This window comes from Streptomyces sp. JH34 (genome assembly GCF_029428875.1).
In the GTDB taxonomy this organism is placed as follows: domain Bacteria; phylum Actinomycetota; class Actinomycetes; order Streptomycetales; family Streptomycetaceae; genus Streptomyces.
Window position 1 is genome coordinate 6,029,893 of the sequence record NZ_JAJSOO010000001.1, and the last position, 26,171, is coordinate 6,056,063.

Annotated in this window: 21 protein-coding genes and 1 pseudogene; 13 read left to right on the forward strand and 9 right to left on the reverse strand. The window is 69.8% G+C overall.

Annotated features, from left to right (window positions below; all coding sequences use genetic code 11):
- Nucleotides 1-41: 41 nt before the first annotated feature.
- The gene (locus LWJ43_RS27095) at nt 42-1,079 is read right to left on the reverse strand and encodes a PAC2 family protein (protein WP_277334809.1); all 1,038 of its coding nucleotides are present in this window, start codon (nt 1,077-1,079) and stop codon (nt 42-44) included.
- 230 nt (nt 1,080-1,309) lie between these two features.
- Here LWJ43_RS27095 and LWJ43_RS27100 point away from each other — a divergent pair, with 230 nt between their 5' ends.
- Together LWJ43_RS27100 and LWJ43_RS27105 are read left to right on the forward strand one after the other, a co-directional pair.
- A complete protein-coding gene (locus LWJ43_RS27100; RefSeq protein WP_277334810.1) occupies nt 1,310-2,650 on the forward strand; it encodes an enolase C-terminal domain-like protein in 1,341 nt (446 codons plus the stop codon).
- Nucleotides 2,647-3,432 carry an SDR family NAD(P)-dependent oxidoreductase gene (locus LWJ43_RS27105; protein ID WP_277334811.1) on the forward strand — a complete coding sequence of 262 codons (786 nt, stop codon included), beginning with the start codon at nt 2,647-2,649 and terminating at the stop codon, nt 3,430-3,432. The genes LWJ43_RS27100 and LWJ43_RS27105 overlap by 4 nt, the downstream gene beginning before the upstream one ends.
- Before the next feature lie 39 nt (nt 3,433-3,471).
- On the opposite strand, the gene LWJ43_RS27110 is transcribed toward LWJ43_RS27105, so the two are convergent.
- From LWJ43_RS27110 to LWJ43_RS27130, 5 genes are all read right to left on the reverse strand, one after another.
- Nucleotides 3,472-4,143, reverse strand: coding sequence for a FadR/GntR family transcriptional regulator (locus tag LWJ43_RS27110; RefSeq protein WP_277334812.1), 672 nt, complete (start codon nt 4,141-4,143; stop codon nt 3,472-3,474).
- Nucleotides 4,144-4,366: 223 nt separating this feature from the next.
- Nucleotides 4,367-5,977 carry a glycerol-3-phosphate dehydrogenase/oxidase gene (locus LWJ43_RS27115; RefSeq protein WP_277334813.1) on the reverse strand — a complete coding sequence of 537 codons (1,611 nt, stop codon included), beginning with the start codon at nt 5,975-5,977 and terminating at the stop codon, nt 4,367-4,369.
- Between the two features lie 11 nt (nt 5,978-5,988).
- A complete protein-coding gene (gene glpK, locus LWJ43_RS27120; protein ID WP_277334814.1) occupies nt 5,989-7,518 on the reverse strand; it encodes a glycerol kinase GlpK in 1,530 nt (509 codons plus the stop codon).
- 40 nt (nt 7,519-7,558) lie between these two features.
- Entirely contained in the window at nt 7,559-8,350 is a 792-nt protein-coding gene (locus LWJ43_RS27125) for an MIP/aquaporin family protein (protein ID WP_277334815.1), read from the reverse strand.
- A 260-nt stretch (nt 8,351-8,610) separates the two neighbouring features.
- Nucleotides 8,611-9,375 (reverse strand): IclR family transcriptional regulator, encoded by a 765-nt coding sequence (locus tag LWJ43_RS27130; RefSeq protein WP_147962204.1) that lies wholly within the window; start codon nt 9,373-9,375, stop codon nt 8,611-8,613.
- 238 nt (nt 9,376-9,613) lie between these two features.
- Here LWJ43_RS27130 and metH point away from each other — a divergent pair, with 238 nt between their 5' ends.
- From metH to LWJ43_RS27145, 3 genes are all read left to right on the forward strand, one after another.
- Nucleotides 9,614-13,126 (forward strand): methionine synthase, encoded by a 3,513-nt coding sequence (gene metH, locus LWJ43_RS27135; RefSeq protein WP_277334816.1) that lies wholly within the window; start codon nt 9,614-9,616, stop codon nt 13,124-13,126.
- A 139-nt stretch (nt 13,127-13,265) separates the two neighbouring features.
- A complete protein-coding gene (locus tag LWJ43_RS27140; protein WP_277334817.1) occupies nt 13,266-13,964 on the forward strand; it encodes an HAD family hydrolase in 699 nt (232 codons plus the stop codon).
- A gap of 365 nt (nt 13,965-14,329) precedes the next feature.
- Nucleotides 14,330-15,922 carry an ABC transporter substrate-binding protein gene (locus LWJ43_RS27145; protein ID WP_277336005.1) on the forward strand — a complete coding sequence of 531 codons (1,593 nt, stop codon included), beginning with the start codon at nt 14,330-14,332 and terminating at the stop codon, nt 15,920-15,922.
- Between the two features lie 79 nt (nt 15,923-16,001).
- On the opposite strand, the gene LWJ43_RS27150 is transcribed toward LWJ43_RS27145, so the two are convergent.
- Both LWJ43_RS27150 and LWJ43_RS27155 read right to left on the reverse strand, forming a co-directional pair.
- Nucleotides 16,002-16,673, reverse strand: a complete 672-nt coding sequence (locus tag LWJ43_RS27150; protein ID WP_277334818.1) for a response regulator — start codon at nt 16,671-16,673, stop codon at nt 16,002-16,004.
- Between the two features lie 9 nt (nt 16,674-16,682).
- A complete protein-coding gene (locus tag LWJ43_RS27155) occupies nt 16,683-17,522 on the reverse strand; it encodes a RecB family exonuclease (protein WP_346772017.1) in 840 nt (279 codons plus the stop codon).
- Nucleotides 17,523-17,693: 171 nt separating this feature from the next.
- On the opposite strand from LWJ43_RS27155, the gene LWJ43_RS27160 reads away from it, so the two are divergent.
- The 3 genes from LWJ43_RS27160 to LWJ43_RS27170 all read left to right on the forward strand — a co-directional run bounded on the left by LWJ43_RS27160 (nt 17,694) and on the right by LWJ43_RS27170 (nt 20,688).
- On the forward strand, nt 17,694-18,944 hold the full coding sequence (locus LWJ43_RS27160) for a site-2 protease family protein (RefSeq protein WP_277334820.1): 1,251 nt from the start codon (nt 17,694-17,696) through the stop codon (nt 18,942-18,944).
- 42 nt (nt 18,945-18,986) lie between these two features.
- On the forward strand, nt 18,987-19,895 hold the full coding sequence (locus LWJ43_RS27165) for a tRNA (adenine-N1)-methyltransferase (RefSeq protein WP_014157193.1): 909 nt from the start codon (nt 18,987-18,989) through the stop codon (nt 19,893-19,895).
- Nucleotides 19,896-20,091: 196 nt separating this feature from the next.
- Nucleotides 20,092-20,688, forward strand: coding sequence for a hypothetical protein (locus LWJ43_RS27170; protein WP_277336006.1), 597 nt, complete (start codon nt 20,092-20,094; stop codon nt 20,686-20,688).
- Between the two features lie 4 nt (nt 20,689-20,692).
- Here LWJ43_RS27170 and LWJ43_RS27175 read toward each other — a convergent pair whose 3' ends face one another.
- Nucleotides 20,693-21,001: a ferredoxin gene (locus LWJ43_RS27175; protein ID WP_277334821.1), complete on the reverse strand. Its 309-nt coding sequence runs from the start codon at nt 20,999-21,001 to the stop codon at nt 20,693-20,695.
- A gap of 241 nt (nt 21,002-21,242) precedes the next feature.
- Here LWJ43_RS27175 and arc point away from each other — a divergent pair, with 241 nt between their 5' ends.
- The 5 genes and pseudogenes from arc to prcB all read left to right on the forward strand — a co-directional run bounded on the left by arc (nt 21,243) and on the right by prcB (nt 26,171).
- Nucleotides 21,243-23,009, forward strand: a complete 1,767-nt coding sequence (gene arc / locus LWJ43_RS27180; protein ID WP_277334822.1) for a proteasome ATPase — start codon at nt 21,243-21,245, stop codon at nt 23,007-23,009.
- A gap of 227 nt (nt 23,010-23,236) precedes the next feature.
- Nucleotides 23,237-24,748 carry a depupylase/deamidase Dop gene (gene dop, locus LWJ43_RS27185; RefSeq protein WP_277334823.1) on the forward strand — a complete coding sequence of 504 codons (1,512 nt, stop codon included), beginning with the start codon at nt 23,237-23,239 and terminating at the stop codon, nt 24,746-24,748.
- A gap of 120 nt (nt 24,749-24,868) precedes the next feature.
- Nucleotides 24,869-25,087, forward strand: a complete 219-nt coding sequence (locus tag LWJ43_RS27190) for a ubiquitin-like protein Pup (protein ID WP_277334824.1) — start codon at nt 24,869-24,871, stop codon at nt 25,085-25,087.
- Nucleotides 25,088-25,197: 110 nt separating this feature from the next.
- Nucleotides 25,198-25,374, forward strand: a pseudogene (locus LWJ43_RS33130) (endonuclease domain-containing protein); the annotation flags it as partial.
- Nucleotides 25,326-26,171: a proteasome subunit beta gene (gene prcB, locus LWJ43_RS27195; protein ID WP_277334825.1), complete on the forward strand. Its 846-nt coding sequence runs from the start codon at nt 25,326-25,328 to the stop codon at nt 26,169-26,171. The pseudogene LWJ43_RS33130 and the gene prcB, both read left to right, overlap by 49 nt.

Genomic DNA, 26,171 nt, shown 5'->3' on the forward strand with positions numbered 1-26,171 from the left:
ATCGACGAAGTCCGGGGCCGTCGCGTAGCCGGAGGCGGGTGTCAGTCGTCCGGGGCGTCCTCGCCCGGCCCGTCCGACGGCGGGTCCTCGGGCGTGTCTCCGCCCTCGCCGTCCTTGGGCCTGCCCTTCTCCGGGCGCTGAGGCTTCGGCGGTCGCGTACGCCCGCCCGAGGTGTCCCGCAGGTAGGGCACGTCACCGCTCTCCGTGGCATGACCGCCCGGTGCCTGGCCCGGGCCGCCGACGTCCCTGCGGCGCAGGTAGCGCTCGAACTCGCGCGCGATGGCCTCGCCGGACGCCTCCGGCAGCTCAGCGGTGTCCCGCGCCTCCTCCAGCGTCTGCACGTACTCCGCGACCTCGCTGTCCTCGGCGGCCAGCTGGTCGACCCCGAGCTGCCAGGCGCGGGCGTCCTCGGGCAGCTCGCCCAGCGGGATCCGCAGACCGAGCAGGTCCTCCAGGCGGTTCAGGAGCGCGAGTGTCGCCTTGGGGTTGGGCGGCTGCGACACGTAGTGCGGGACCGCCGCCCACAGGCTGACCGCGGGCACCCCGGCATGCGTGCAGGCCTCCTGGAGGATGCCCACGATGCCGGTCGGTCCCTCGTACTTGGTCTCCTCCAGGTCCATGGTCCTCGCCAGGTCCGGATCGGACGTGACCCCGCTGACGGGCACCGGCCTGGTGTGCGGGGTGTCGCCGAGCAGCGCTCCCAGGACGACCACCATCTCGACGCCCAGCTCATGGGCGAAGCCCAGGATCTCGTTGCAGTACGAACGCCAGCGCATGGAGGGTTCGATGCCACGGATCAGCACCAGGTCACGGGGCTTCTCGCCGCCGACCCGGACCACGGAGAGCCGCGTGGTGGGCCAGGTGATCTTGCGTGTCCCGCCGTCCATCCACACCGTGGGCCGGTTGACCTGGAAGTCGTAGTAGTCCTCGGCGTCGAGCGCCGCGAAGACCTCGCCCTTCCATTCCCGGTCAAGATGCGCGACCGCGGTGGAGGCGGCGTCCCCGGCGTCGTTCCAGCCCTCGAACGCGGCCACCATGACCGGGTCGATCAGCTCGGGTACCCCCTCGAGCTCGATCACCCAGGCCTCCTTCCGAAGTTCCCTTGTGTACGGACCAACCTTACGGCTTCCGTCCTGCTCCGAGGCAGCCCGTTTGCGTACGGAGATGAACCGTGCCACCCCATGATTCATCCGAGCTGTTCTGGTCGAAAACCATAGATCTTCGCCCTGGCCCTGGACTGCGAGGTCTACGGGAGGTTATACATCGGATGACCGTGTAGAGATCCGATGTTATTCCCCTGGGGGCGCACATGAGTCTGACCGTCATGGATTTCGAGGTCGACGACATCCGGTTTCCCACCTCGGAGCAGCTGGACGGCTCGGATGCCATGAACCCCGATCCCGACTACTCCGCCGCCTATGTCGTCCTGCGCGCGGACGGCGCCGGCGGTCCGGACGGCAGGGGCGAGGAAGGACACGGCTTCTGCTTCACCATCGGCCGCGGCAACGATGTCATGGCAGCGGCCATCGAGACGCTCCGCCCCCATCTGGTGGGGCTGCCCGTCCCGCGTGACGCGGCGGACCTCGCCGCCCTGTACCGCGCGCTCACGCACGACTCCCAGCTGCGCTGGCTCGGCCCCGAGAAGGGCGTGATGCACATGGCGGCCGGAGCCGTCGTCAACGCCGCCTGGGACCTCGCGGCGAGACTGGCCGGCAAGCCCGTCTGGCAGTTCCTCGCGGAGATGACGCCCGAGGAGCTCGTCTCCCTCGTCGACTTCCGCTACCTCACGGACGCCCTCACCCCGCGGGAGGCACTCGGCATCCTCCGTGCCGCGGAGCCGGGCCGCGCCGAGCGCACCGAGCGGCTCCTCGCCGAGGGCTATCCCGCCTACACCACCTCACCCGGCTGGCTGGGGTACGACGACGCCAAACTCGTGCGGCTGGCCGAGGAGGCCGTCGCGGACGGTTTCACCCAGATCAAGCTGAAGGTCGGCGCCGATCTGGACGACGACGTCCGCAGACTCGCGGCCGCCCGGGAGGCCGTCGGCCCCGGCATCCGGATCGCCGTCGACGCCAACCAGCGCTGGGACGTGGCGGACGCGGTGGAGTGGATGAAGGCGCTCGCCCCGTACGACCCGTACTGGATCGAGGAACCGACCAGCCCCGACGACGTGCTCGGCCACGCCGCCGTGCGCGCCGGGCAGCCGGTCAAGGTCGCCACCGGTGAGCACATCGCCAACAGGGTCGTGTTCAAGCAGCTGCTCCAGGCCGGCGCGGTCGACTTCGTCCAGATCGACGCCGCACGCGTCGCCGGGGTCAACGAGAACCTCGCGATCCTGCTGCTCGCGGCCAAGTACGGCGTCCCGGTCTGCCCCCACGCCGGTGGCGTCGGGCTGTGCGAGCTGGTCCAGCACCTCTCGATGTTCGACTACGTCGCGGTGTCGGGCAGCCTCGAGGACCGGGTCATCGAGTACGTCGACCACCTCCACGAGCACTTCGCCGACCCCGCCGTCGTCGAGGACGGCCGCTACGTCACCCCCCGTGCGCCGGGCTTCTCGGCCCGGATGCTTCCCGCCTCGATCGCCGGGCACCGTTATCCGCAGGGCCCCGTCTGGCAGGCCCGCCGCACACCCGAGGAGACCGGACGATGACCGCCACACAGGATTTCGACGGACTGTCCGCCCTGGTGACGGGCGGCGCGTCCGGTATCGGGGCCGCCGTGGCCACCCAGCTGCTCGCCCGCGGGGCGCGCGTCGCGGTGCTCGACCTCGACCCGGAGGGCGCGCCCGCGGGGGCCCTCGCCCTACGGGCCGACGTGACGGACGACGACGCCGTACGGAATGCCGTCGAGCGGGCGGCCACCGAACTGGGCGGCCTGCACACGGTGGTGTCCAACGCGGGGATCGGCTCGATCGGCACCGTCGAGGACAACGCCGACGAGGAGTGGACCCGCGTACTGGACATCAACGTGCTCGGCATGGTCCGCACCGCCCGCCACGCGCTGCCCCACCTCCGGCGCGCCGCCGTCGGCCGGCCCGGCGCCGTGTCGATCACCCAGACCTGCTCCATCGCCGCCACCGCCGGTCTGCCGCAACGCGCGCTCTACAGCGCGAGCAAGGGCGCCGTGCTCTCGCTCACCCTCGCGATGGCCGCGGACCACGTCCGTGAGGGGATCAGGGTGAACTGCGTCAATCCCGGTACCGCGGACACCCCCTGGATCGGCCGACTGCTCGGACAGGCCGAGGACCCGGCCGCCGAGCGGGCCGCGCTCGACGCCCGACAGCCGCTCGGACGGCTGGTGTCCGCCGACGAGGTGGCCGCCGCCGTCGTCTACCTCGCGAGCCCGGCGGCCGCGTCCGTCACGGGCACCGCGCTCGCCGTCGACGGGGGGATGCAGGGCCTGCGCCTCCGCCCCGCCCCGCCACAGGGCTGACCGCGGCTCGCGGGGGCCGGCCGAGGGGCCGACCGGGGCTCACAGGGTCGAACGCAGCCACTGCTCCACGCTCGCCACGTGCACCGTCGCCCAGGACCGGGCGGCCTCGGCGTCCCGGTCCCGCATCGCGGCGAGGATGGCCCGGTGCTCGCGCAGCGTCCGGCCCACCGCGTCCTCCTGGGTCAGCCCGCGCCACACCCTGGCCCGGGTGGTCGGGCCGGACAGGCCGTCGAGCAGGGAGCAGAGCACCGAGTTGCCGGAGTGCCGGGCGATGCCCCGGTGGAACTCCAGGTCACCGGCGACCAGCGCCTCCACCGAGGGGTCGGGCCCCAGCGCGTCCAGCTGGGCGCTGAGCGCGTCCAGCTGTTCCTCCTCGATGCGCAGCGCCGCCATCGCCGTGGCCGCCGGCTCCAGGATCCTGCGGACCGCGAAGAACTCCAGCACGGTGTCGTCGCGGTGGAAGTCCACCACGAAGCTGAGGGCCTCCAGGAGCAGCTGGGGGTCCAGGCTGGTGACGTAGGTGCCGTCGCCCTGACGGACGTCGAGGATCCGGATCAGCGACAGCGCGCGCACCGCCTCGCGCAGCGAGTTGCGCGACAGGCCGAGCTCGGCAGCGAGCTCGCTCTCCTTGGGAAGCCGGTCCCCGGGAGCCAGCGCACCCGAGACGATCATTCCCTTGATCCGCTCGATCGCTTCGTCGGTGACGGCCATGCAGGGCCTCCTCGCGCACAAGACATCCGATGTATGCCCTCATTATGGGGCCAGGACGGGAGACGGACGGCCCCGGAGCACGGCCCTACGGCGTACGACCGCTGCCCCCGCGCCGCATCGCACCCGCGAGGCGGCCGTGGCAGGTGTCGCGGAGACCGCCCGCACAGCCGCAGGGGCGGCCTCCCGACCGGGAGACCGCCCCTGTTGTCCCGCGCCGCCGCCGTCAGCGGCCGTCTGCCAGCATGTCCTCGACCTTGGCCCGGACGTCGTCGGTCGCGAGCCCCCGGATCGTCAGCGTCGTCCGGCGGCGCAGCACGTCGTCCGCCGTCTCGGCCCACTCGCGGTCGCGCGCGTACGCCACCTGCGCCCAGATCTCCGGGGCGTCGGGGTGGATGCGCTCGCCCAGCGCCGGGTTCTCGTTGGCCAGCCGCGCGATGTCGAACGACAGCGAACCGTAGTGGGTCGCGAGGTGCCGTGCGGTGTCGGCGGACATCCGCGGCCCCGGCGTACCGCCGTCGACCAGCAGCCGGTGCGCGACCGCGTTCGGGTTGGCGATACCGGGCAGCGGCACCTTCCGGGGCAGCCGGGCCATCGGCTCCATGTCCTCCGCGAGGGGGTGACCGGGCAGTTCGGCCAGCTTGTTCATCACGGTGCGGCCGATGTGGCGGAACGTCGTCCACTTGCCGCCCGCGACCGACAGCATCCCGCCGCGGCCCTCGGTCACGACCGTCTCGCGCTTCGCCTTCGAGGTGTCGCCCGGGCCGCCGGGCAGCACCCGGAGCCCGGCGAAGGAGTAGGTGATCAGATCGCGGGAGAGCTGCTGGTCCCGGACGGAGAACGCCGCCTCGTCGAGGATCTGGGCCGTGTCCTTCTCGGTGACCGCGACATCGGCCGGGTCGCCCTCGTACTCCTCGTCGGTCGTGCCCAGCAGCAGCATGTCCTCCCACGGCAGGGCGAACGTGATGCGGTACTTGTCGATCGGCGTCGCCAGCGCGGCCTTCCACGGGCGGGTGCGCTTGAGGACGAGGTGGGCACCCTTGGACAGACGTATGGAGGGCGCGGAGGCCGGGTCCTCCAGCTTCCGCAGGTGGTCGACCCAGGGGCCGGTCGCGTTGAGCACGAGCCGGGCGTTCACGCCGAACTCCGTGCCGTCCTGACGGTCCTCCAGCTCGGCCCCCGTGACGCGGCCCTTGGTGAACCGCAGCGCGGTCACCGCGGCGTGGTTGAGGACGACGGCGCCCGCGTCGACGGCCGCGCGTACCGTCATCAGCGCCATCCGGGCGTCGTTCATCTGGTCGTCGCCGTAGACCGCGACGGCCTTCAGATTGTCGGTGCGCAGCTCCGGCACATCGCGCTGTGCCCGCGCCGGGCTGATCACGTGGCCGACGCCGTCACCGAACGCGGACAGCGCCGAGTAGGCGAAGACACCCGCGCCGAGCTTGGCCGCGCCGTGCGGCCCGCCCTTGTAGACGGGCAGGTAGAAGGTGAGCGGGTTGGCCAGGTGCGGGGCGACCTGACGGGACACCGCGCGCCGCTCGAAGTGGTTCTCCGCGACCAGCTTCACCGCGCCGGTCTGCAGGTAGCGCAGACCGCCGTGGAGCAGCTTGGACGACGCGGAGGAGGTGGCGCCGGCGAAGTCGCCGGCGTCCACCAGCGCCACCCGCAGCCCGGACTGCGCGGCATGCCAGGCGGTGGAGATGCCCAGGATGCCGCCGCCGATCACCAGGAGGTCGTACGTCGCCTTGGACAGCTGCTCCCGGGTCTCGGCGCGGCTCGGGAGGGAGCCGGAGGCCGGATGCGTCCCGAGGGCGGGGACGCTCTGCAGGGTGGTCATGTTGATGCTCCTCAGATCTCTTCGTCCTCGATCCAGCCCATGGTCCGTTCGACGGCCTTGAGCCAGCTCTTGTACTCGCGGTCACGGGTGGCCGCGTCCAAACGGGGTGTCCACTCGGCGGCGCGGCGCCAGTTGGCGCGCAGCGCGTCGGTGTCCGGCCAGAAGCCGACGGCGAGGCCGGCGGCGTAGGCGGCGCCGAGGCAGGTGGTCTCGGCGACCATGGGGCGCACCACGGGCGCGTCCAGGAAGTCGGAGAGCGTCTGCATCAGCAGGTTGTTGGAGGTCATGCCGCCGTCGACCTTGAGCGCGGTCAGCTCGACGCCGGAGTCCTTGGTCATGGCGTCGCTGATCTCGCGGGTCTGCCAGGCGGTGGCCTCGAGCACGGCACGGGCGATGTGAGCCTTGGTGACGTACCGGGTGAGTCCGGCGATCACACCGCGGGCGTCGGGACGCCAGTACGGGGCGAACAGGCCGGAGAACGCGGGCACGAAGTACGCGCCGCCGTTGTCCTCGACGGAGGAGGCGAGCGTCTCGATCTCGGCCGCGGACTTGATCAGGCCCATCTGGTCGCGCATCCACTGGACGAGCGAACCGGTGACGGCGATGGAGCCCTCGAGTGCGTAGACCGGCTTCTGGTCGCCGATCTGGTAGCCGACGGTCGTCAGCAGCCCGTTGTACGAGTTCACCGGGGTGTGGCCGGTGTTCATCAGCATGAAGGTGCCGGTGCCGTACGTGGACTTGGCCTCGCCCTGGGCGAAACAGGTCTGGCCGAACAGCGCGGCCTGCTGGTCACCGAGCGCGGAGGCCACCGGGACGCCGTCGAGGACGCCGCCCTTCGCGGTGCCGTACACCTCGGCGGAGGACCGGATCTCCGGCAGGACGGCCGGCGGGATCTCCATCGACTGGACGATCTTGTCGTCCCACTCCATCTTGTGCAGGTTCATCAGGAGGGTGCGCGAGGCGTTGGTGACGTCGGTGACGTGGACGCCGCCGTCGGTGCCGCCGGTCAGGTTCCAGATGACCCAGGAGTCCATGGTGCCGAAGAGGATGTCGCCCCGCTCGGCGCGCTCGCGCAGTCCCTCGACGTTGTCGAGAAGCCAGCGGACCTTCGGGCCGGCGAAGTACGACGCGAGCGGCAGGCCGGTCTCGCGGCGGAAGCGGTCCTGGCCGACGTTGCGGCCGAGCTCCTTGCAGAGCGCGTCGGTGCGGGTGTCCTGCCAGACGAGGGCGTTGTGGACGGGCTCACCGGTGTTCTTGTCCCAGAGCAGCGTGGTCTCTCGCTGGTTGGTGATGCCGATCGCCTTGACGTCGGCGGAGGTGATGCCGGCCTTGACGATCGCCCCGGCGACGACCTCCTGGACGTTCTCCCAGATCTCGGCGGCGTCGTGCTCGACCCAGCCGGGCTTGGGGAAGATCTGCTCGTGCTCCTTCTGGTCGACCGAGACGATCCGGCCGTCCTTGTCGAAGACGATGCAGCGGCTGGACGTGGTGCCCTGGTCGATGGCCGCGATGAACGGGCCGGTGGTGTGTGCGTCGGTCACGGTGTGGCTCCCGGAAGTCTGTGTGGTCTACAGGTGTGGCTCAGGCGAAGGCGAGGTTGTAGAGCCCGCCGGCGAGTGCGGCCCCGATGAGCGGTCCTACCACCGGTACCCAGGCGTAGCCCCAGTCCGACCCGCCCTTGTTCGGAAGCGGCAGCAACGCGTGCACGATGCGGGGCCCGAGGTCGCGCACGGGGTTGATCGCGTAACCGGTCGGGCCACCGAGCGACAGACCGATCCCGACGACCACCAGCGACGTGATCAGGGCGCCGAGGACGCCGAGGCCGTTGCCCTCGTCGTTGAGGCCCTGCGTGAGGATCGCCAGGACGAGCACGAACGTGGCGATGATCTCGGTGACGACGTTCTGCACCCCGTTCCGGATCTCCGGACCGGTGGTGAAGATGCCGAGCACGGGGCCGGCCTTCGGCGCCGCCGACTGGTCGACCATGCCCTCTTCGGCCGGCTGGTTCCTCACGATCTCGGGGTCGGTGAGGTGCGCGTGGAACTGCCCGTAGTAGACGGCCCAGACGAGCACGGCGCCGATCATCGCGCCGAACAGCTCGGACACGAGGTACAGAGGCACGTCGCTCCACGCGGTGCCGCCCTGGATCGCCAGTCCGATCGTGACCGCCGGGTTGAGATGGGCGCCGGACACGCCGGAGGCTATGTAGGCGCCGGTCAGTACGGCGAAGCCCCACCCGAAGGTGATGGCCAGCCAGCCGGCGTTGTGCGCCTTGGAGCGCTTGAGCGTGACGGCGGCACAGACACCGCCGCCGAGCAGTACGAGTACGGCGGTACCGATGGTCTCGCCGATGAAGATGTCGGAGCTGGACACCCGTGACTCCTTTGTCCTTCGTCCAGAGGAAGGCGAAACACCGGGTCCCTCCGGTGGATCGCACCCCCAGGTGGGTACTCGTTCGGTACGGGCACTCACCTGTAGGGCTTGACCGGCCCTCGGCACTGTCACACTCTAACGCGTATTGCCGTTAAGTGTTCGGCAATGCCGACCGGTGAACGGCAATGTTTCTCCCCGATGAAGAGTGCGTCAAGGGGTGTGTGACGCGCGACTCGATCGTTACCGACGCCGCGGTGGGCTCAGAAGCGTCCGGCGCCCAGGTCCCGGGAGACGGCGCGGGCGCAGTCCCGGACCGCGGCGACGAGTTCGGGGCGCAGCTCACCGCCCGCGCAGACGCGCTCCACGGCGCCCGTCACGGCCACGGCGCCGACCGGCATCCTGCGGCGGTCGTGGATGGGGGCGGCCACCGCCGCCACGCCCTCCCAGGTCTCTTCCACGTCGGCGGCCCAGCCCTGGGCCCGGATCAGGTCGAGCAGCGACTCGAACTCCTCCTCGCCCGTGACCGTGCGGGGCGTGAAGGGCCGCAGCTCCACCTCGGTCGCCTCGCTGTGCGCGACCGGGTCGTAGGCCGCGATGACCTTGCCCAGGGCGGTGGAGTGCAGCGGCTGCATGGCGCCGACCTCCAGTACCTGGCGGCTGTCGTCCGGCCGGAAGACGTGGTGGACGATCAGGACGCCGCGCTGGTGCAGCACGCCCAGGTGGACGCTCTCGCCGCTGGAGCGGGCCAGGTCGTCGGTCCAGACCAGCGCGCGGGCCCGCAGCTCGTGCACGTCGAGATAGCTGTTGCCCAGGCGCAGCAGCTCGGCGCCCAGCTGGTAGCGGCCGGACGCGGGGTCCTGCTCGACGAAGCCCTCGAGCTGGAGGGTGCGCAGAATGCCGTGCGCGGTACCTTTGGCCAGACCCAGTGACGACGCGATGTCGGACAGGCCCAGCCGGCGCTCGCCGCCGGCCAGCAGACGCAGCATCGCCGCTGCCCGCTCGAGCGACTGGATGTTCTTCGCCATCGCGCCGTACTCCTCCACCTCGGTTCGACAATGCTGAACACTATCGGTCGATGCCGACCTCTGTCCGGTGGCGCGAAAATTATGCGCCACCCGCCGAGGGCCCGTTTCACCGCACAGCATGCAGTCCGCCCCGTGGGACACGACGACCGGCCCGGGCGCGTCCCGGCTACGCTGGCCGCGTGCCCCCTCCGCAGAAGGGCGCAAAGCCGACAGCCGTCGCATCCCAGGGAGAACATCCATGGCCTCGTTGCCGACCCCCTCAGCTGACAGCCGGACCCGAGCCGCAGCGCTCCGTGAGGCGCTCGCCACCCGGGTGGTGGTGGCCGACGGTGCCATGGGCACCATGCTCCAGGCCCAGGACCCCACCCTTGAGGACTTCGAGAACCTCGAAGGCTGCAACGAGATCCTGAACGTCACGCGCCCCGACATCGTCCGGTCGGTCCACGAGGAGTACTTCGCGGTCGGCGTGGACTGCGTCGAGACCAACACGTTCGGGGCCAACGCCTCCGCCCTCGGCGAGTACGACATCCCCGGCCGGATCCACGAGCTGTCCGAAGCCGGCGCCCGCCTCGCCCGCGAGGTCGCCGACCGGTTCACCGAGTCCACCGGACAGCAGCGCTGGGTGCTCGGCTCCATCGGCCCCGGCACCAAGCTCCCGACGCTGGGGCACGCCCCGTACACGGTCCTGCGCGACGGCTTCCAGCAGAACGCCGAGGGCCTGATCGCCGGCGGTGCCGACGCGCTCATCATCGAGACCACGCAGGACCTCCTGCAGACCAAGGCCGCCGTGCTGGGCGCACGGCGCGCCCTGGAGGCCATGGGCAGCGACCTCCTGGTGCTCTGTTCGCTTGCCTTCGAGACGACCGGCACCATGCTGCTCGGCTCCGAGATCGGTGCGGCGCTGACCGCGCTCGAGCCCCTCGGCGTCGACATGATCGGCCTGAACTGCTCGACCGGCCCCGCCGAGATGAGCGAGCACCTGCGCTACCTGACGCGCCACTCCCGCATCCCGCTGCTCTGCATGCCGAACGCCGGCCTGCCGGTGCTCACCAAGGACGGGGCGCACTTCCCGCTCGACGCCGAGGGCCTGGCCGACGCCCAGGAGACCTTCGTCCAGGAGTACGGCCTCTCCCTCGTGGGCGGCTGCTGCGGCACGACGCCGGAACACCTGCGCCGGCTCGTCGAGCGGGTGCGCGGTTCCGAGCTCACCCCCCGCGACCCCCGGCCCGAGCCGGGCGCCGCCTCGCTCTACCAGACCATCCCCTTCCGGCAGGACACCTCGTACCTCGCGATCGGCGAGCGTACGAACGCCAACGGATCCAAGAAGTTCCGCGAGGCCATGCTCGACGCCCGCTGGGACGACTGCGTGGAGATGGCCCGTGACCAGATCCGCGAGGGCGCGCACATGCTCGACCTCTGCGTCGACTACGTGGGGCGCGACGGCGTCGCCGACATGGAGGAGCTGGCCGGCCGTTTCGCCACCGCCTCCACCCTGCCGATCGTCCTCGACTCCACCGAGGTGCCCGTCCTGCGCGCCGGCCTGGAGAAGCTGGGCGGCCGCGCCGTACTGAACTCCGTCAACTACGAGGACGGCGACGGCCCCGAGTCCCGCTTCGCGAAGGTCGCCGGGCTGGCCGCCGAACACGGCGCCGCGCTCGTCGCGCTGACCATCGACGAGGAGGGTCAGGCCCGGACCGTCGAGCACAAGGTCGCCATCGCCGAGCGGCTCATCGAGGACCTCACCACCAACTGGGGCATCCACGAGTCGGACATCCTCATCGACTGCCTGACCTTCACCATCTGCACCGGTCAGGAGGAGTCCCGCAAGGACGGCATCGCCACCATCGGCGCCATCCGCGAGCTGAAGCGGCGCCACCCCGACGTCCAGACCACGCTGGGCCTGTCCAACATCTCCTTCGGCCTGAACCCCGCCGCCCGCGTCGTCCTGAACTCCGTCTTCCTGGACGAGTGCGTGAAGGCCGGCCTGGACTCCGCGATCGTGCACGCCTCCAAGATCCTCCCGATCGCCCGGCTGGAGGAGGAGCAGGTCAAGGTCGCCCTCGACCTCATCCACGACCGCCGGGAGGAGGGCTACGACCCCCTCCAGCGGCTCATGGAGCTCTTCGAGGGCGTCAACATGAAGTCCATGAAGCAGGGCAAGGCAGAGGAGCTCCTCGCCCTGCCGCTGGACGAACGGCTCCAGCGCCGCATCATCGACGGCGAGAAGAACGGTCTGGAGGCCGACCTCGACGAGGCGCTGCTGACCAGGCCCGCGCTGGAGGTCGTGAACGACACCCTGCTGGCCGGCATGAAGGTCGTGGGCGAGCTGTTCGGCTCCGGCCAGATGCAGCTGCCCTTCGTGCTCCAGTCCGCCGAGGTCATGAAGTCCGCGGTGGCCCACCTGGAACCGCACATGGAGAAGACCGACGCCGAGGGCAAGGGCACCATCGTGCTGGCCACGGTCCGCGGCGACGTCCACGACATCGGCAAGAACCTCGTCGACATCATCCTGTCCAACAACGGCTTCAACGTGGTCAACCTGGGCATCAAGCAGCCCGTCTCCGCGATCCTGGACGCCGCCCAGGAGCACCGTGCCGACGTCATCGGCATGTCGGGCCTCCTGGTGAAGTCCACCGTGATCATGAAGGAGAACCTGGAGGAGCTGAACCAGCGCAAGCTGGCGGCCGACTATCCGGTGATCCTCGGCGGGGCGGCCCTGACCAGGGCCTACGTCGAGCAGGACCTCCACGAGATCTACGAGGGCGAGGTCCGTTACGCCCGCGACGCCTTCGAGGGGCTCCGGCTGATGGACGCCCTCGTCGCCGTCAAGCGCGGTGTCCCCGGCGCCACGCTCCCCGAGCTGAAGCAGCGCAGGGTGCCCAAGCGGGACACCCCCGTGGCGGAGGTCGTGGAGCCCGAGGACGGCGTGCGGTCCGACGTCTCCGTCACCAACCCGGTCCCCGAGCCGCCGTTCTGGGGCACCCGGGTGGTCAAGGGCATCCAGCTCAAGGAGTACGCCTCCTGGCTGGACGAGGGCGCCCTGTTCAAGGGCCAGTGGGGCCTCAAGCAGGCCAGGGCCGGCGACGGACCGACGTACGAGGAGCTCGTGGAGCGCGAGGGCCGTCCGCACCTGCGTGGCTGGCTCGACAAGCTCCACACCGAGAACCTGCTGGAGGCGGCCGTCGTCTACGGCTACTTCCCCTGCGTCTCCAAGGGCGACGACCTGATCCTGCTGCACGAGGACGGCTCCGAGCGCACCCGCTTCACCTTCCCGCGCCAGCGCCGCGGCCGTCGGCTCTGCCTCGCGGACTTCTTCCGTCCCGAGGAGTCCGGGGAGACCGACGTGATCGGACTCCAGGTCGTCACCGTCGGCTCGAAGATCGGCGGGGCCACCGCCGAGCTCTTCGAGGCGAACTCCTACCGCGACTACCTGGAGCTGCACGGGCTGTCCGTGCAGCTGGCCGAGGCACTCGCCGAGTACTGGCACGCCCGGGTCCGCAGCGAGCTCGGCTTCGCCGGCGAGGACCCCTCCGACGTCGAGGACATGTTCGCGCTCAAGTACCGCGGAGCGCGCTTCTCCCTGGGCTACGGGGCCTGCCCCGACCTGGAGGACCGGGCGAAGATCGCCGCCCTCCTGGAGCCCGAGAGGATCGGGGTGAAGCTCTCCGAGGAGTTCCAGCTGCACCCCGAGCAGTCCACGGACGCGATCGTCATCCACCACCCGGAGGCGAAGTACTTCAACGCACGGTAGGCCGGTGTTCGACGCGCGGTCATCCACCACTCCGCGCGAGGCGCGGCCGGACGTCGTAGAATGGTCGGTCCAGTGCAGGCCGGTCGCCGTTCCCACGGGAAGGCGGCCGGCCTTCTCGTCCCTCATGGAGGTGTGCCGGATGACCAGTACGGTCCCCGCGTCCCTGATCCGCACGGCGGAAGGATCGGCGCTCCAAGCCGTCCTCCTCGACATGGACGGCACACTGGTCGACACCGAGGGCTTCTGGTGGGACGTGGAGGTCGAGGTCTTCGCCGACCTCGGTCACCGGCTGGACGAGGCGTGGCGTGACGTGGTCGTCGGAGGGCCGATGACCCGCAGTGCCGGCTACCTCATCGAGGTGACCGGCGCCGACATCGCCATCGAGGAACTCACCGTCCTGCTCAACGACCGCTTCGAGAAGCGCATCGGACGCGGTGTGCCGCTGATGCCGGGCGCCGCCGGACTGCTGGCCGAGCTCGCCGCGCACGAGGTGCCCACCGCCCTGGTCTCCGCCTCGCACCGGCGCATCATCGACCGCGTCCTGGACTCGGTGGGCCGTCACCACTTCGCGCTCACGGTCGCGGGCGACGAGGTCACCCGCACCAAGCCCCACCCCGATCCCTACCTGGCCGCGGCAGCCGGCTTCGGAGCGGACCCCAGGCGCTGCGCGGTCGTCGAGGACACCGCCACGGGCGTCGCCGCGGCCGAGGCGGCGGGCTGCCGCGTCGTCGCCGTGCCCTCCGTGGCGGCGATCGCCCCCGCCCCGGGAAGGGCGGTCGTGTCCTCGCTCGAGCAGGTGGATCTCGCCTTCCTGCGGGGCCTGGTCGCCGCCGGGTGACGACCGGGGCACCGAGTGTGTTTCGTCGGCAGGTGACAAGAACTCCGCCGTGAAATCTGTCCGTTCCCCGCTTTCGCGCACTGCGCGAATCAGGTCCATGTCAATGCGGTCAGTGGGGCCCTGGCGTGACGTTCATCACTCGACGTGACCTCCGCGCGTTCTCGGAGCGGGGCCGTATGTCCGTTCCGGGAACCCATACGTCCGTATTCGGCAAGGCCTGTACGAAACATTCCCGGCCGTGACATGGACAACCCGTCATCGGCGATCACCGAGTGGATACGGCGCGGATCCGCACCGGTCAGGCACCCCTGCGGCGCCTACTAATCTCGGTTTTCTCACATGCCGGAATGAGGGAGAACGTCCAGATGAACCGCAAGACGCTGGTGCTGCCGGCCGTAGTGGGCCTGCTCGCACCCGTGCTCGCCGCATGTGGCGGGTCGGACGACGGGGGCGATGCCATCGTGGTCGGGACGACGGACCAGTTCATCGCCTCGAAGGACAACCCGGCCCCGCTCGACCCGGCCATCGGCTACGAAGCGGGCGTGTGGAACCTGCTCCGCCAGACCGTGCAGACCCTGACGCACATACCGCGCGGCGGCGGCGAACCGGTACCCGAGGCGGCCGAGAGCTGCACCTTCACGGACACGGAGAACGAGAGCTACCGCTGCACGCTGCGGGACGGTCTCACCTTCGCCGACGGCACCCCCGTCACCCCGGAGGACGTGAAGTACTCCATCCAGCGGGTCCTCGACATCAAGGACGAGAGCGGCCCCTCCGGCCTGTTCGCCAACATCGACACGATCGAGACCAAGGGTGAGAAGGAGATCGTCTTCCACCTGAGCACTCCGGACGCGACGTTCCCGTACAAGCTCGCCACGCCGCCCGCGGGCATCGTCCAGAAGGACAAGTACGGGGCGAAGACGCCCCGCGACGGCTTCCAGATCGACGGGTCGGGCCCGTACACCATGAAGCCGGAGGTCAAGGACGACCAGGTCGTCAAGGTCGTCTTCACCAAGAACCCGAAGTACAAGGGTGACCTGAAGATCCGCAACAAGAAGGTCGAGCTGAACTTCTTCCCCGACGCGGAGGCGATGGGGAAGGCACTCGACGACAAGAAGATCGACATGATGACGCGCAACATGTCGCCCGAGCAGGCCCAGGGGATGCTGGCGCAGCCCAAGGAGGGCATCAAGCTCACCGAGATTCCCGGCCTGGCCATCAGCTACCTCGCGTTCAACACCGAGGACCCCGTGGTGAAGGACAAGGGCGTACGCCAGGCCATCGCGCAGGTCATCGACCGCGGCGCCATCGCCAGCAAGGTGTACGGCAGCACGGCCGAGCCGCTCTACTCGCTGATCCCGTCCGGCATCACCAGCCACACCAACTCGTTCTTCAACAAGTACGGCGAGCCCAGCGTCGCCGCGGCCGCGAAGACCCTGGAGAAGACCGGCGTCAACACCCCGGTGAAGTTCACCCTGCACTACACGACCGACCACTACGGCCCGGCCACCAAGGCCGAGTTCGAGACCCTGGCGAAGCAGCTCAACGCGTCGAAGCTGTTCGAGGTCGACGTCAAGGGCACACCCTGGGACAAGTACCGTCCCGCACAGAAGAAGGGCGAGTACGCGGTCTACGGGATGGGCTGGTTCCCCGACTTCCCGGACCCGGACACCTACATCGCGCCGTTCCTCGACGAGAACAACTTCCTCAACTCGCCGTACACGTCGACCGAGGCGCAGAAGACGCTCATCCCGCAGTCCCGCCGCGAGGCGGACCGCAGCGCCGCGACGCCTGCCTTCGAGAAGCTCCAGAACATCGTTGCCAACGACGTCCCGGTGCTCCCCGTCTGGCAGGGCAAGCAGTACGTCGCCTCGCTCGACGAGCTGACCGGTGTGGAGTGGGCCGTCAACTCCTCGGCGGACCTCCAGCTCTGGGAGCTCGCGCGCGGCGAGTCCTGACGCGGCATCTCCGGAAGAGGACCGGCGCGGTCCGGGGCCACACGCCCCGGGCCGCGCCGGTCCCGCGTCCAGCCCCGTCTCACTGGGCGCCGGGACGCACCAGCCCGCTCTCGTACGCGTACACCGCGGCCTGTACGCGGTCGCGCAGACCCAGCTTCGTCAGCACGTGCCCCACATGTGTCTTGACCGTCGTCTCGCTCACGAAGAGATCGGCCGCGATCTCCGCGTTGGACAGACCGCGCGCCACCAGCTTCAGCACCTCCACCTCACGCTCGGTGAGGGTGTGCAGGGCGTCGGGGACGGGCTCCTCGCCCGAGGGCAGATGGTCGGCGTACTTGTCGAGGAGCCGGCGCGTGATGCTGGGGGCCAGCATCGCCTCTCCGGCCGCCACCACCCTGATGGCCTGCACCAGCTCGACGGCGGGCGCGTCCTTCAGCAGGAAGCCGCTGGCACCGGCGCGCAGCGCCTCCACGACGTACTCGTCGAGGTCGAACGTCGTCAGCACCAGGACCTTCGCCGGGCCGTCCCGCCCGGGACCGGTGATCTGGCGGGTCGCCTCGACCCCGTCCATCCGCGGCATCCGGATGTCCATGAGTACGACATCGGGCTGCAGCGCCCGCACCTGATCGATGGCCTGCAGACCGTCACCGGCCTCACCGACCACCGCGATGTCGCCCTCCGCCTCCAGAATCATCCGGAAGCCGGTGCGCAGCAGTGGTTGATCATCGACGAGCAGGACGCGGATAGCCACGTAATCTCCTTAAGGGCCTTCGAGGGCCACCGGCCGACCGGCCTCGGCCGGCTCCATTCTGCCCTGCACAGCCTCCACGGATCCGGCCGGGCGTACGGTCAGCGGATAGACCGGGGGAGTCCCGCCGAACTCGGGACAGACCGCCCGGTGGTCGCACCAGCCGCACAGCTTCGTCGGCCGCGGCCGCCACTCGCCCGTCTCGGTGGCCAGCCGGATCGCCTCCCACAGCGCGAGCAGCTTGCGCTCCACCCGCTCGAGGTCGGCCGGGACGGGGTCGTACGTCAGCACGTCACCGCTGCCCAGGTAGACGAGCTGGAGCCGGCGCGGCACCACGTTCTTGAGACGCCACACCACCAGGGCGTAGAACTTCATCTGGAACAGGGCGCCCTCCGCGTACTCCGGCCGCGGCGCCTTGCCCGTCTTGTAGTCGACGATGCGGACATCGCCCGTCGGGGCGACGTCGACACGGTCGATCACCCCGCGCAGCCGGAGCCCCGAATCCAGCTCCGTCTCGACGAACAGCTCCCGCTCGGCCGGCTCCAGACGTGTCGGGTCCTCCAGGGAGAACCACCGCTCCACGAGCCGCTCCGCCTCGCCCAGCCAGCCCGCGAGCCGCTCTCCCGCGGGATCCCCCTCGAACAGCTCCGTCAGCTCGGGCTTCGACTCCAGGAGCCGGTCCCACTGGCCGGGGATCAGAGCCTTGGCCCTCGGGGCCGTCCGGTCGGCCGCGGGGGCGTCGAACAGGCGCTCCAGCACCGCATGCACCAGCGTGCCCCGGGTAGCAGCCTCACTGGGCTTCTCGGGCAGCTTGTCGATGACCCGGAAGCGGTACAGCAGGGGGCACTGCATGAAATCGTTCGCGCGCGACGGCGACAGGGACGAAGGTGGCTGAGGCGGGCGCGGTACGGACGTCATGTCGAAGACCCTACGGCCCGCCACCGACACCCGGCGGCATACCATCGACCACAGAGCTCGCGCACAGCATGATCGTGGCATAAGCCACCTACCCGGAGGGACCCCGTGGACGAGAGCGGCGACAGCGGGCGCCCGCAGCCCGGCGCAGGGGGCAAGGACCCCGGCACCGGACCGGACAAGGGCAAGCCCCGGCGCCCGGCGGAACCGGGCGGCGGCCTGCTCATGGGCCGTCCCTTCGGCGTGCCCGTGTACGTGGCCCCCAGCTGGTTCGTCGTCGCGGCCCTGATCACCTGGGTCTTCGGCGGACAGCTCGACCGCGTCCTGCCGGAACTCGGCGGAGTGCGCTACCTGGTGGCGCTCTTCTTCGCGATCGCCTTCTACGCCTCGGTGCTCGTGCACGAGCTCGCCCACACCGTCGCAGCCCTGCGCTACAAGCTCCCCGTGCGCCGCATCCAGCTCCAGTTCTTCGGCGGAGTCTCCGAGATCGAGAAGGAGACCGAGACCCCCGGCCGCGAGTTCGTCCTCGCCTGCGTGGGCCCCCTGCTGTCCCTCGTCCTCGGCGGTCTCTTCTACATCCCGCTCCAGTTCGTCGAGGCGGGCACCGTCCCCGGCGTACTCCTCGCGGGCCTGATGATCTCCAACCTCATCGTCGCCGCCTTCAACCTGCTGCCCGGTCTGCCCCTCGACGGCGGACGGATGCTCCGCGCCGTCGTCTGGAAGATCACGGGCAAGCCGATGAGCGGCACCGTCGCCGCCGCGTGGGTCGGCAGAGGGCTGGCCATCGCCGTCTTCGTCGGCCTCCCGCTGCTCACCCACACCGGCGCCCTCGGCAACGCCACCGACGACATCAGCGGCTTCGAGACCGTCACCGACGCGCTCCTCGCGGCCATCCTCGCGGCGATCATCTGGACCGGGGCCGGCAACAGCCTGAGGACGGCCCGGCTCCGCGAACACCTCCCCGACCTGCGGGCCCGCACCCTGACCCGGCGCGCCGTGCCCGTCGAGTCCGCGACCCCCCTCTCGGAGGCGCTCCGCCGCGCCAACGAGGCGGGCGCACGCGCCCTGGTCGTCGTCGACGGACAGGGCACCCCCAAGGGCGTCGTCCGGGAGGCGGCCATCGCCGGGGTCCCCGAGCACCGCCGCCCCTGGGTACCGGTCAGCGGCCTGGCCCAGGACCTCACCGACGGCATGAAGGTCTCCGCCGAGCTCGCGGGCGAGGCCCTCCTCGACCGGCTCAAGGCGACCCCCGCCACCGAGTACCTGGTGGTCGAGGACACCGGTGAGATCTACGGCGTCCTCTCCACCACCGACGTCGAGCGTGCCTTCATCAAGGCCATGGCCCGTCCCTCCGCCTGACGCCCCGGAAAGGGGCCCCCGAAATACCGGTACGCTGTTCACATGTCCGAACCGACCGGTGCCGCCCGCCGTCGCGGCCCATTCAAAGTCGGGGACCAGGTCCAGCTCACCGACCCCAAGGGACGCCACTACACCTTCACGCTCGAAGCCGGGAAGAACTTCCACACCCACAAGGGTTCTTTCCAGCACGACGAGCTGATCGGTGCTCCCGAGGGCAGTGTTGTCCGTACCACGGGAAACGTCGCCTACCTCGCGCTGCGCCCCCTGCTCCCCGACTACGTCCTGTCCATGCCCCGCGGTGCCGCCGTGGTCTACCCCAAGGACGCGGGGCAGATCCTGGCCTTCGCGGACATCTTCCCCGGCGCCCGTGTCGTGGAAGCGGGAGTGGGCTCCGGAGCGCTCAGCACCTTCCTGCTGCGCGCCATCGGTGAGCAGGGCATGCTGCACTCCTACGAGCGCCGCGAGGACTTCGCCGAGATCGCCCAGCAGAACGTCGAGCGCTACTTCGGCTCGCCGCACCCCGCGTGGGAGCTCACGGTCGGCGACCTTCAGGACAACCTCTCGGACACCGACGTCGACCGCGTCGTCCTCGACATGCTCGCCCCGTGGGAGTGCCTCGAGGCCGTCTCCAAGGCCCTGGTGCCCGGCGGCATCCTCTGCGCCTACGTCGCGACCACGACCCAGCTCTCGCGGACCGTCGAGTCCATCCGCGAGATCGGCTGCTTCGCCGAGCCGCAGCCGTGGGAGTCGATGATCCGGAACTGGCACGTCGAGGGCCTTGCCGTCCGGCCGGACCACCGGATGATCGGTCACACCGGCTTCCTCGTCACCGCGCGACGCCTCGCGGACGGTGTGGAGCCGCCGGTGCGCCGCCGGCGTCCCTCCAAGGGCGCCTACGGCGAGGACTACAAGGGCCCCGGCGGCCGAAGCGGCAGCGCGGACCGCGACTGACCCGCACCACGAGCCGGCGCCGCCGCCGAGTTCCCGGACCGACCCGGGAGCCCGGCGGCGGCGCCTTTGTACGGCCACCACGACCCCGCCGTTCCCCTCGGGTGTGAGGTGTGGCACGATGCTGGCCACCCCCGCCCGCCGACGTCGGTTCGGCAACGCCTCTCCAGGCCTCCAGGAACCACAGGAGACATACCGCGTGCAGACCTCCGCGCTCCCGGACCTCGCGCACACCGCCGCCAAGCCGGTGCACTGGCTCGCCACGGCGACGGCGATGGCCGCCGTGGTCGCGGCCGCGGGCCTGCTCCAGCCCGAAGCCGCCACCGCCACGGCCTCCGCGTCCGAGCACCGGGTGACCACGCGGCACGGCGGCGCGCCGGCCGCGAAGGCCCCGGACCCTGCGGGCGTCACCTACCCCCTCGACTGCGGAACCGTCGGGCAGACCGTCGCGGAGAGCGCCCCCGGAGACCTCGACGGGGACGGCGGACCCGAGACCGTGGCCGTCGTCCGCTGTGCCGCCGGGTCCGGCACCCCGCCCAGCGGCATCTACGTCGTGACACAGCGGAGCGGGGCCGCACCCAGGGTCGTGGCGACCCTGGTGGACCCCGCTCGGAAACTCGCCGTCACCGACTTCGCCGTCCGGGACGGCCGGGTCTCGGCGACCCTGCTCGGCTACTCCTCCGAGGCAGTGCCGCGCTGCTGCCCCGACGAGCTGGAGAGCGCCACCTGGCAGTGGAAGGGCAACGCCTTCGTGAAGTCCGCCGACCCCGCCGGGAGCACCGCCCGGAGCGCGTGAGCCGTCACCCCGCGTCCGGACCGTAGACTTCCACGTTGTCCGAAACGCGGCGTACGTGAATGCAGTCGCCCGGGCACTCCTTGGCGGAATCCACGACGTCCTGGAGCAGGGGCAGCGGCACCGGCGTGGTGGCGCCCTTGTCCTGGAGCAGTTCGTCCTCGTCGCTCTTCACGTACGCCAGACCGTCGATGTCCAGCTCGAACACCTCGGGTGCGTACTGCACGCAGATGCCGTCCCCCGTACACAGGTCCTGGTCGATCCAGACCTCGAGATCCTGTGTGTCGCTGTCCGGGGCGTCCTGCTGCACGGTCATGTGTCCTGCCGTTCCCTGCGTATCTGCACCAATTGAAGCCGGCCCTGACGGGTGTTGAACGCTTCGACGATACAACCGGCTGCTTTCCGGTGCCGAAGGGTGGGTATTCCCTTGGCGTGAGGGAGAGCGCAAGGGTGAAGATCGGACAGACTCCCGGGTCTTTGTGATCTAGGGGTTTCAATCATCACCCACCCAGGTAGGGTCAGGAAGCGTCCAGCTCCCCTTGGAGGAGGTGAGGACCGTGGCAGCCCACGACGACGACATCAACCGCGGCACCCGGCCCGCGCGCGGGTCAGAAGACCCGGCCGGCCAGGTCGCCTATCTCGAGCAGGAAATCGCCGTCCTGCGACGTAAGCTCGCCGACTCTCCGCGTCATACGAGGATTCTCGAAGAGCGGATCGTCGAGTTGCAGACCAACCTGGCAGGCGTGTCCGCGCAGAACGAGCGGCTCGCCAACACGCTCCGCGAGGCCCGCGACCAGATCGTGGCCCTCAAGGAGGAGGTCGACCGGCTGGCCCAGCCCCCGGCCGGCTTCGGTGTCTTCCTGCAGGCCAACGAGGACGACACCTGTGACATCTTCACCGGGGGCCGCAAGCTCCGGGTGAACGTCAGCCCCAGCGTGGAGCTCGAAGGCCTCCGGCGAGGCCAGGAAGTCATGCTCAACGAGGCGCTCAACGTGGTCGAGGCCATGGCGTTCGAGCGGGCCGGGGACATCGTCACCCTCAAGGAGATCCTCGAGGACGGCGAGCGGGCCCTGGTCATCGGGCACACCGACGAGGAACGGGTGGTGAGGCTCGCCGAGCCCCTGCTGGACATCACCATCCGCCCCGGCGACGCCCTGCTGCTCGAGCCCAGGTCCGGGTACGTCTACGAAGTGGTCCCCAAGAGCGAGGTCGAGGAACTCGTCCTCGAAGAGGTCCCGGACATCGACTACGACAAGATCGGCGGCCTGGGCGACCAGATCGAACTGATCCGCGACGCGGTCGAGCTCCCGTACCTGCACCCGGACCTCTTCAAGGAGCACGAGCTCCGCCCGCCGAAGGGCATCCTGCTCTACGGCCCTCCGGGCTGCGGCAAGACACTCATCGCCAAGGCCGTCGCCAACTCGCTGGCCAAGAAGGTCGCCGAGGTCACCGGACAGCCCGCGGGGAAGAGCTACTTCCTCAACATCAAGGGCCCCGAGCTCCTCAACAAATACGTCGGTGAGACCGAGCGGCACATCCGCCTCGTCTTCCAGCGGGCCCGTGAGAAGGCGAGCGAGGGCACCCCCGTCATCGTCTTCTTCGACGAGATGGAATCCCTCTTCCGCACCCGCGGATCCGGTGTCAGCTCGGACGTGGAGAACACCATCGTCCCCCAGCTGCTCGCCGAGATCGACGGTGTGGAGGGCCTGGAGAACGTCATCGTCATCGGTGCCTCCAACCGCGAGGACATGATCGACCCCGCGATCCTGCGCCCCGGCCGTCTCGATGTGAAGATCAAGATCGAGCGCCCGGACGCGGAGGCCGCGAAGGACATCTTCGCGAAGTACCTCACTCCCTCGCTGCCGCTGCACTCGGACGACCTGGCCGAGCACACCGGATCGAAGGAAGCCGCAGCCCACGCGATGATCCAGTCCGTCGTGGAGCGGATGTACACGGAATCCGAGGAGAACCGCTTCCTCGAGGTCACCTACGCGAACGGCGACAAGGAAGTCCTGTACTTCAAGGACTTCAACTCCGGAGCGATGATTCAGAACATCGTGGACCGGGCGAAGAAAATGGCCATCAAGGCATTCCTCGAGCAGGGCCAGAAGGGCCTGCGCGTCTCCCATCTCCTCCAGGCGTGTGTGGACGAGTTCAAGGAGAACGAGGACCTGCCGAACACCACCAACCCGGACGACTGGGCCAGGATTTCCGGAAAGAAGGGCGAGCGGATCGTGTTCATCCGCACACTCGTCACCGGAAAGCAGGGCGCGGACACCGGTCGTTCCATCGACACGGTGGCAAATACCGGACAGTACCTGTAAAACGCAGACCGGCTGCGGATGCCCGGCTGGGTATCCGCAGCCGGCCGTTTTCCCGGCAGCTCCGGCCACACCCGAACAATGACGCAATTGATCTCCCCACCGGCGCAGAGGCGCTCTAGGCTCTGCCGTACCGCCGAGTCGCGCAGTGCGGGGACGGGCACCGCGGACCAGCAGCGGTACTTGAGCGCCGCTCCCGGAGGGGAGCGCCGCCGGGCAAGGAGGGCCGCATGACCGTACGGCGAGTGATGGGCATCGAGACGGAGTACGGGATCTCCGTCCCCGGTCAACCCAACGCCAATGCCATGCTCACCTCGTCCCAGATCGTCAACGCCTACGCGGCGGCGATGCACCGGGCGCGCCGCGCCCGCTGGGACTTCGAGGAGGAGAATCCGCTGCGGGACGCGCGAGGCTTCGACCTCGCCCGTGAGACCGCCGACTCCAGCCAGCTCACCGACGAGGACATCGGCCTGGCCAATGTCATCCTCACCAACGGTGCGCGGCTGTACGTCGACCACGCGCACCCCGAATACAGCTCACCCGAGATCACCAACCCGCTGGACGCGGTGCTCTGGGACAAGGCCGGCGAGCGGGTGATGGCGGAGGCGGCCGAGCGGGCCGCCGCGATCCCCGGGGCCCAGCCGATCCACCTCTACAAGAACAACACCGACAACAAGGGCGCGTCCTACGGCACGCACGAGAACTACCTGATGAAGCGGGAGACCCCCTTCTCGGACATCGTGCGCCACCTGACGCCGTTCTTCGTCTCGCGCCAGGTCGTCACCGGCGCGGGCCGGGTCGGCATCGGCCAGGACGGCCACGAGCACGGGTTCCAGATCAGCCAGCGCGCCGACTACTTCGAGGTCGAGGTCGGCCTCGAGACCACGCTCAAGCGCCCCATCATCAACACCCGCGACGAACCGCACTCGGACGCCGAGAAGTACCGCAGGCTCCACGTGATCATCGGTGACGCGAACCTCTCCGAGATCTCGACCTATCTGAAGCTCGGCACCACCTCGCTGGTCCTGGCCATGATCGAGGACGGGTTCATCAACGTCGACCTGGCGGTGGACCAGCCGGTCCGCACCCTCCACCAGGTCTCGCACGACCCGACGCTCCAGCAGCTCGTCACGCTCCGCAGCGGCCGGACACTCACCGCTGTGCAGCTCCAGATGGAGTACTTCGAGCTGGGCCGCAAGTACGTCGAGGAGCGGTACGGCGCGGACGCGGACGAGCAGACCAAGGACGTCCTGGCCCGCTGGGAGGACACCCTGAACCGTCTGGAGAACGATCCGATGAGCCTGTCGGGCGAGCTCGACTGGATCGCCAAGCGGGAGCTCATGGAGGGCTACCGGCGCCGTGACGGCCTGGACTGGGACGCCCCGCGCCTGCACCTGGTGGACCTCCAGTACGCCGACGTGCGGGCCGACAAGGGCCTGTACAACCGTCTGGCCGCCCGGGGGAAGATCAAGCGGCTGCTCGACGAGAGCGACGTCGAGCGGGCCCGTACGAAGCCTCCGGAGGACACCAGGGCCTATTTCCGGGGCCGCTGCCTGGAGCAGTACGCGGACGACGTCGCCGCGGCCTCCTGGGACTCGGTCATCTTCGACCTCCCCGACCGCGACTCGTTGCAGCGTGTGCCCACGATGGAACCGTTGCGGGGTACACGCACTCATGTCAAGGAGCTCCTGGACCGCTGCCGTACGGCGGAGGAGCTGGTCCGGACGCTCACGGGGGCCTGAAAGGCGTCCAGGCTGGGAATCAATCAGATGACCTGCGGACGTTGAGGAAAGTAGCGGGCCGATGTCGGACCCCGTGGGTAGGGTCTGATCAAGTGCTTCGAACCGAGCGGGGTGAGCTAGATGGCGACCAAGGACACCGGCGGCGGACAGCAGAAGGCGACACGTTCCACCGAGGGGACCGAGGAGCAGGCGCAGGACGCGCAGGCCTCCGAGGACCTCGCGGAGCGACAGGAGAAGCTCAGCGACGACGTCGACGACGTCCTCGACGAGATCGACGACGTACTCGAGTCCAATGCCGAGGATTTCGTACGCTCGTTCGTCCAAAAGGGCGGCGAGTAGCACCCGGCCAGGACCGCCGGCCGACGCCTCCGGGCCGTCGGCCGGCGCTCTTCGAGGGATGTCCCCGTCGTGCACGGGCGTCCCGCGGAGGGCGCTTCCGTAGCCGGGATCATGTTGATCACCGTCACAGTGCGGGTAGGGTCCGTGGCGTAGTGCTTCAACTGCAATTCGGCCATCGGCAAGTTGGGGATGATCCTGACTCCTTGCGCAGGGCCATCGCATACCTGGAGGGAAACGCGTGGAAGCCAACACTCGTAGCACCGGGCGTCTACCAGCTGCCTTCCTGACGCCGGGTTCGTCGTCGTTCATGGACTTCCTGTCCGACCACTCACCCGAGATCCTTCCCGGCAACCGCAGCCTGCCGCCGCTGCAGGGCGCCGTCGAGGCGCCGCACGGCACGACCATCGTCGCGGCCAGCTTCCCCGGCGGCGTCGTGCTCGCCGGTGACCGGCGGGCGACCATGGGGAACATGATCGCGCAGCGCGACATCGAGAAGGTGTTCCCGGCCGACGAGTACTCGGCGGTCGGGATCGCCGGCACTGCGGGTCTCGCCGTGGAGATGGTCAAGCTGTTCCAGCTGGAGCTGGAGCACTTCGAGAAGGTCGAGGGCGCCACCCTCTCCCTCGAGGGCAAGGCCAACCGGCTCTCCACGATGATCCGCAGCAATCTGGCGATGGCCATGCAGGGTCTGGCGGTCGTCCCGCTCTTCGCCGGGTACGACGTCGACCGTGAGAAGGGCCGGATCTTCTCCTACGACGTCACAGGCGGGCGTTCCGAGGAGCACGGCTACGCGTCCACCGGCTCGGGTTCCGTCTTCGCCCGCGGGTCGATGAAGAAGCTGTACCGCGACGACCTGACGGAGGAGCAGACGCTCACCCTGGTCGTGCAGGCGCTGTACGACGCCGCCGACGACGACTCGGCGACCGGTGGCCCGGACGTGGCCCGCCGGATCTATCCGATCGTCACCGTCATCACCGACGAGGGCTTCCGCAAGCTGGACGACACGGAATCCTCGGAGATCGCGCGAGCGATCCTGGAGCGCCGGCTCGAGCAGCCCGACGGCCCCCGTGCCGCGCTGCTCTGA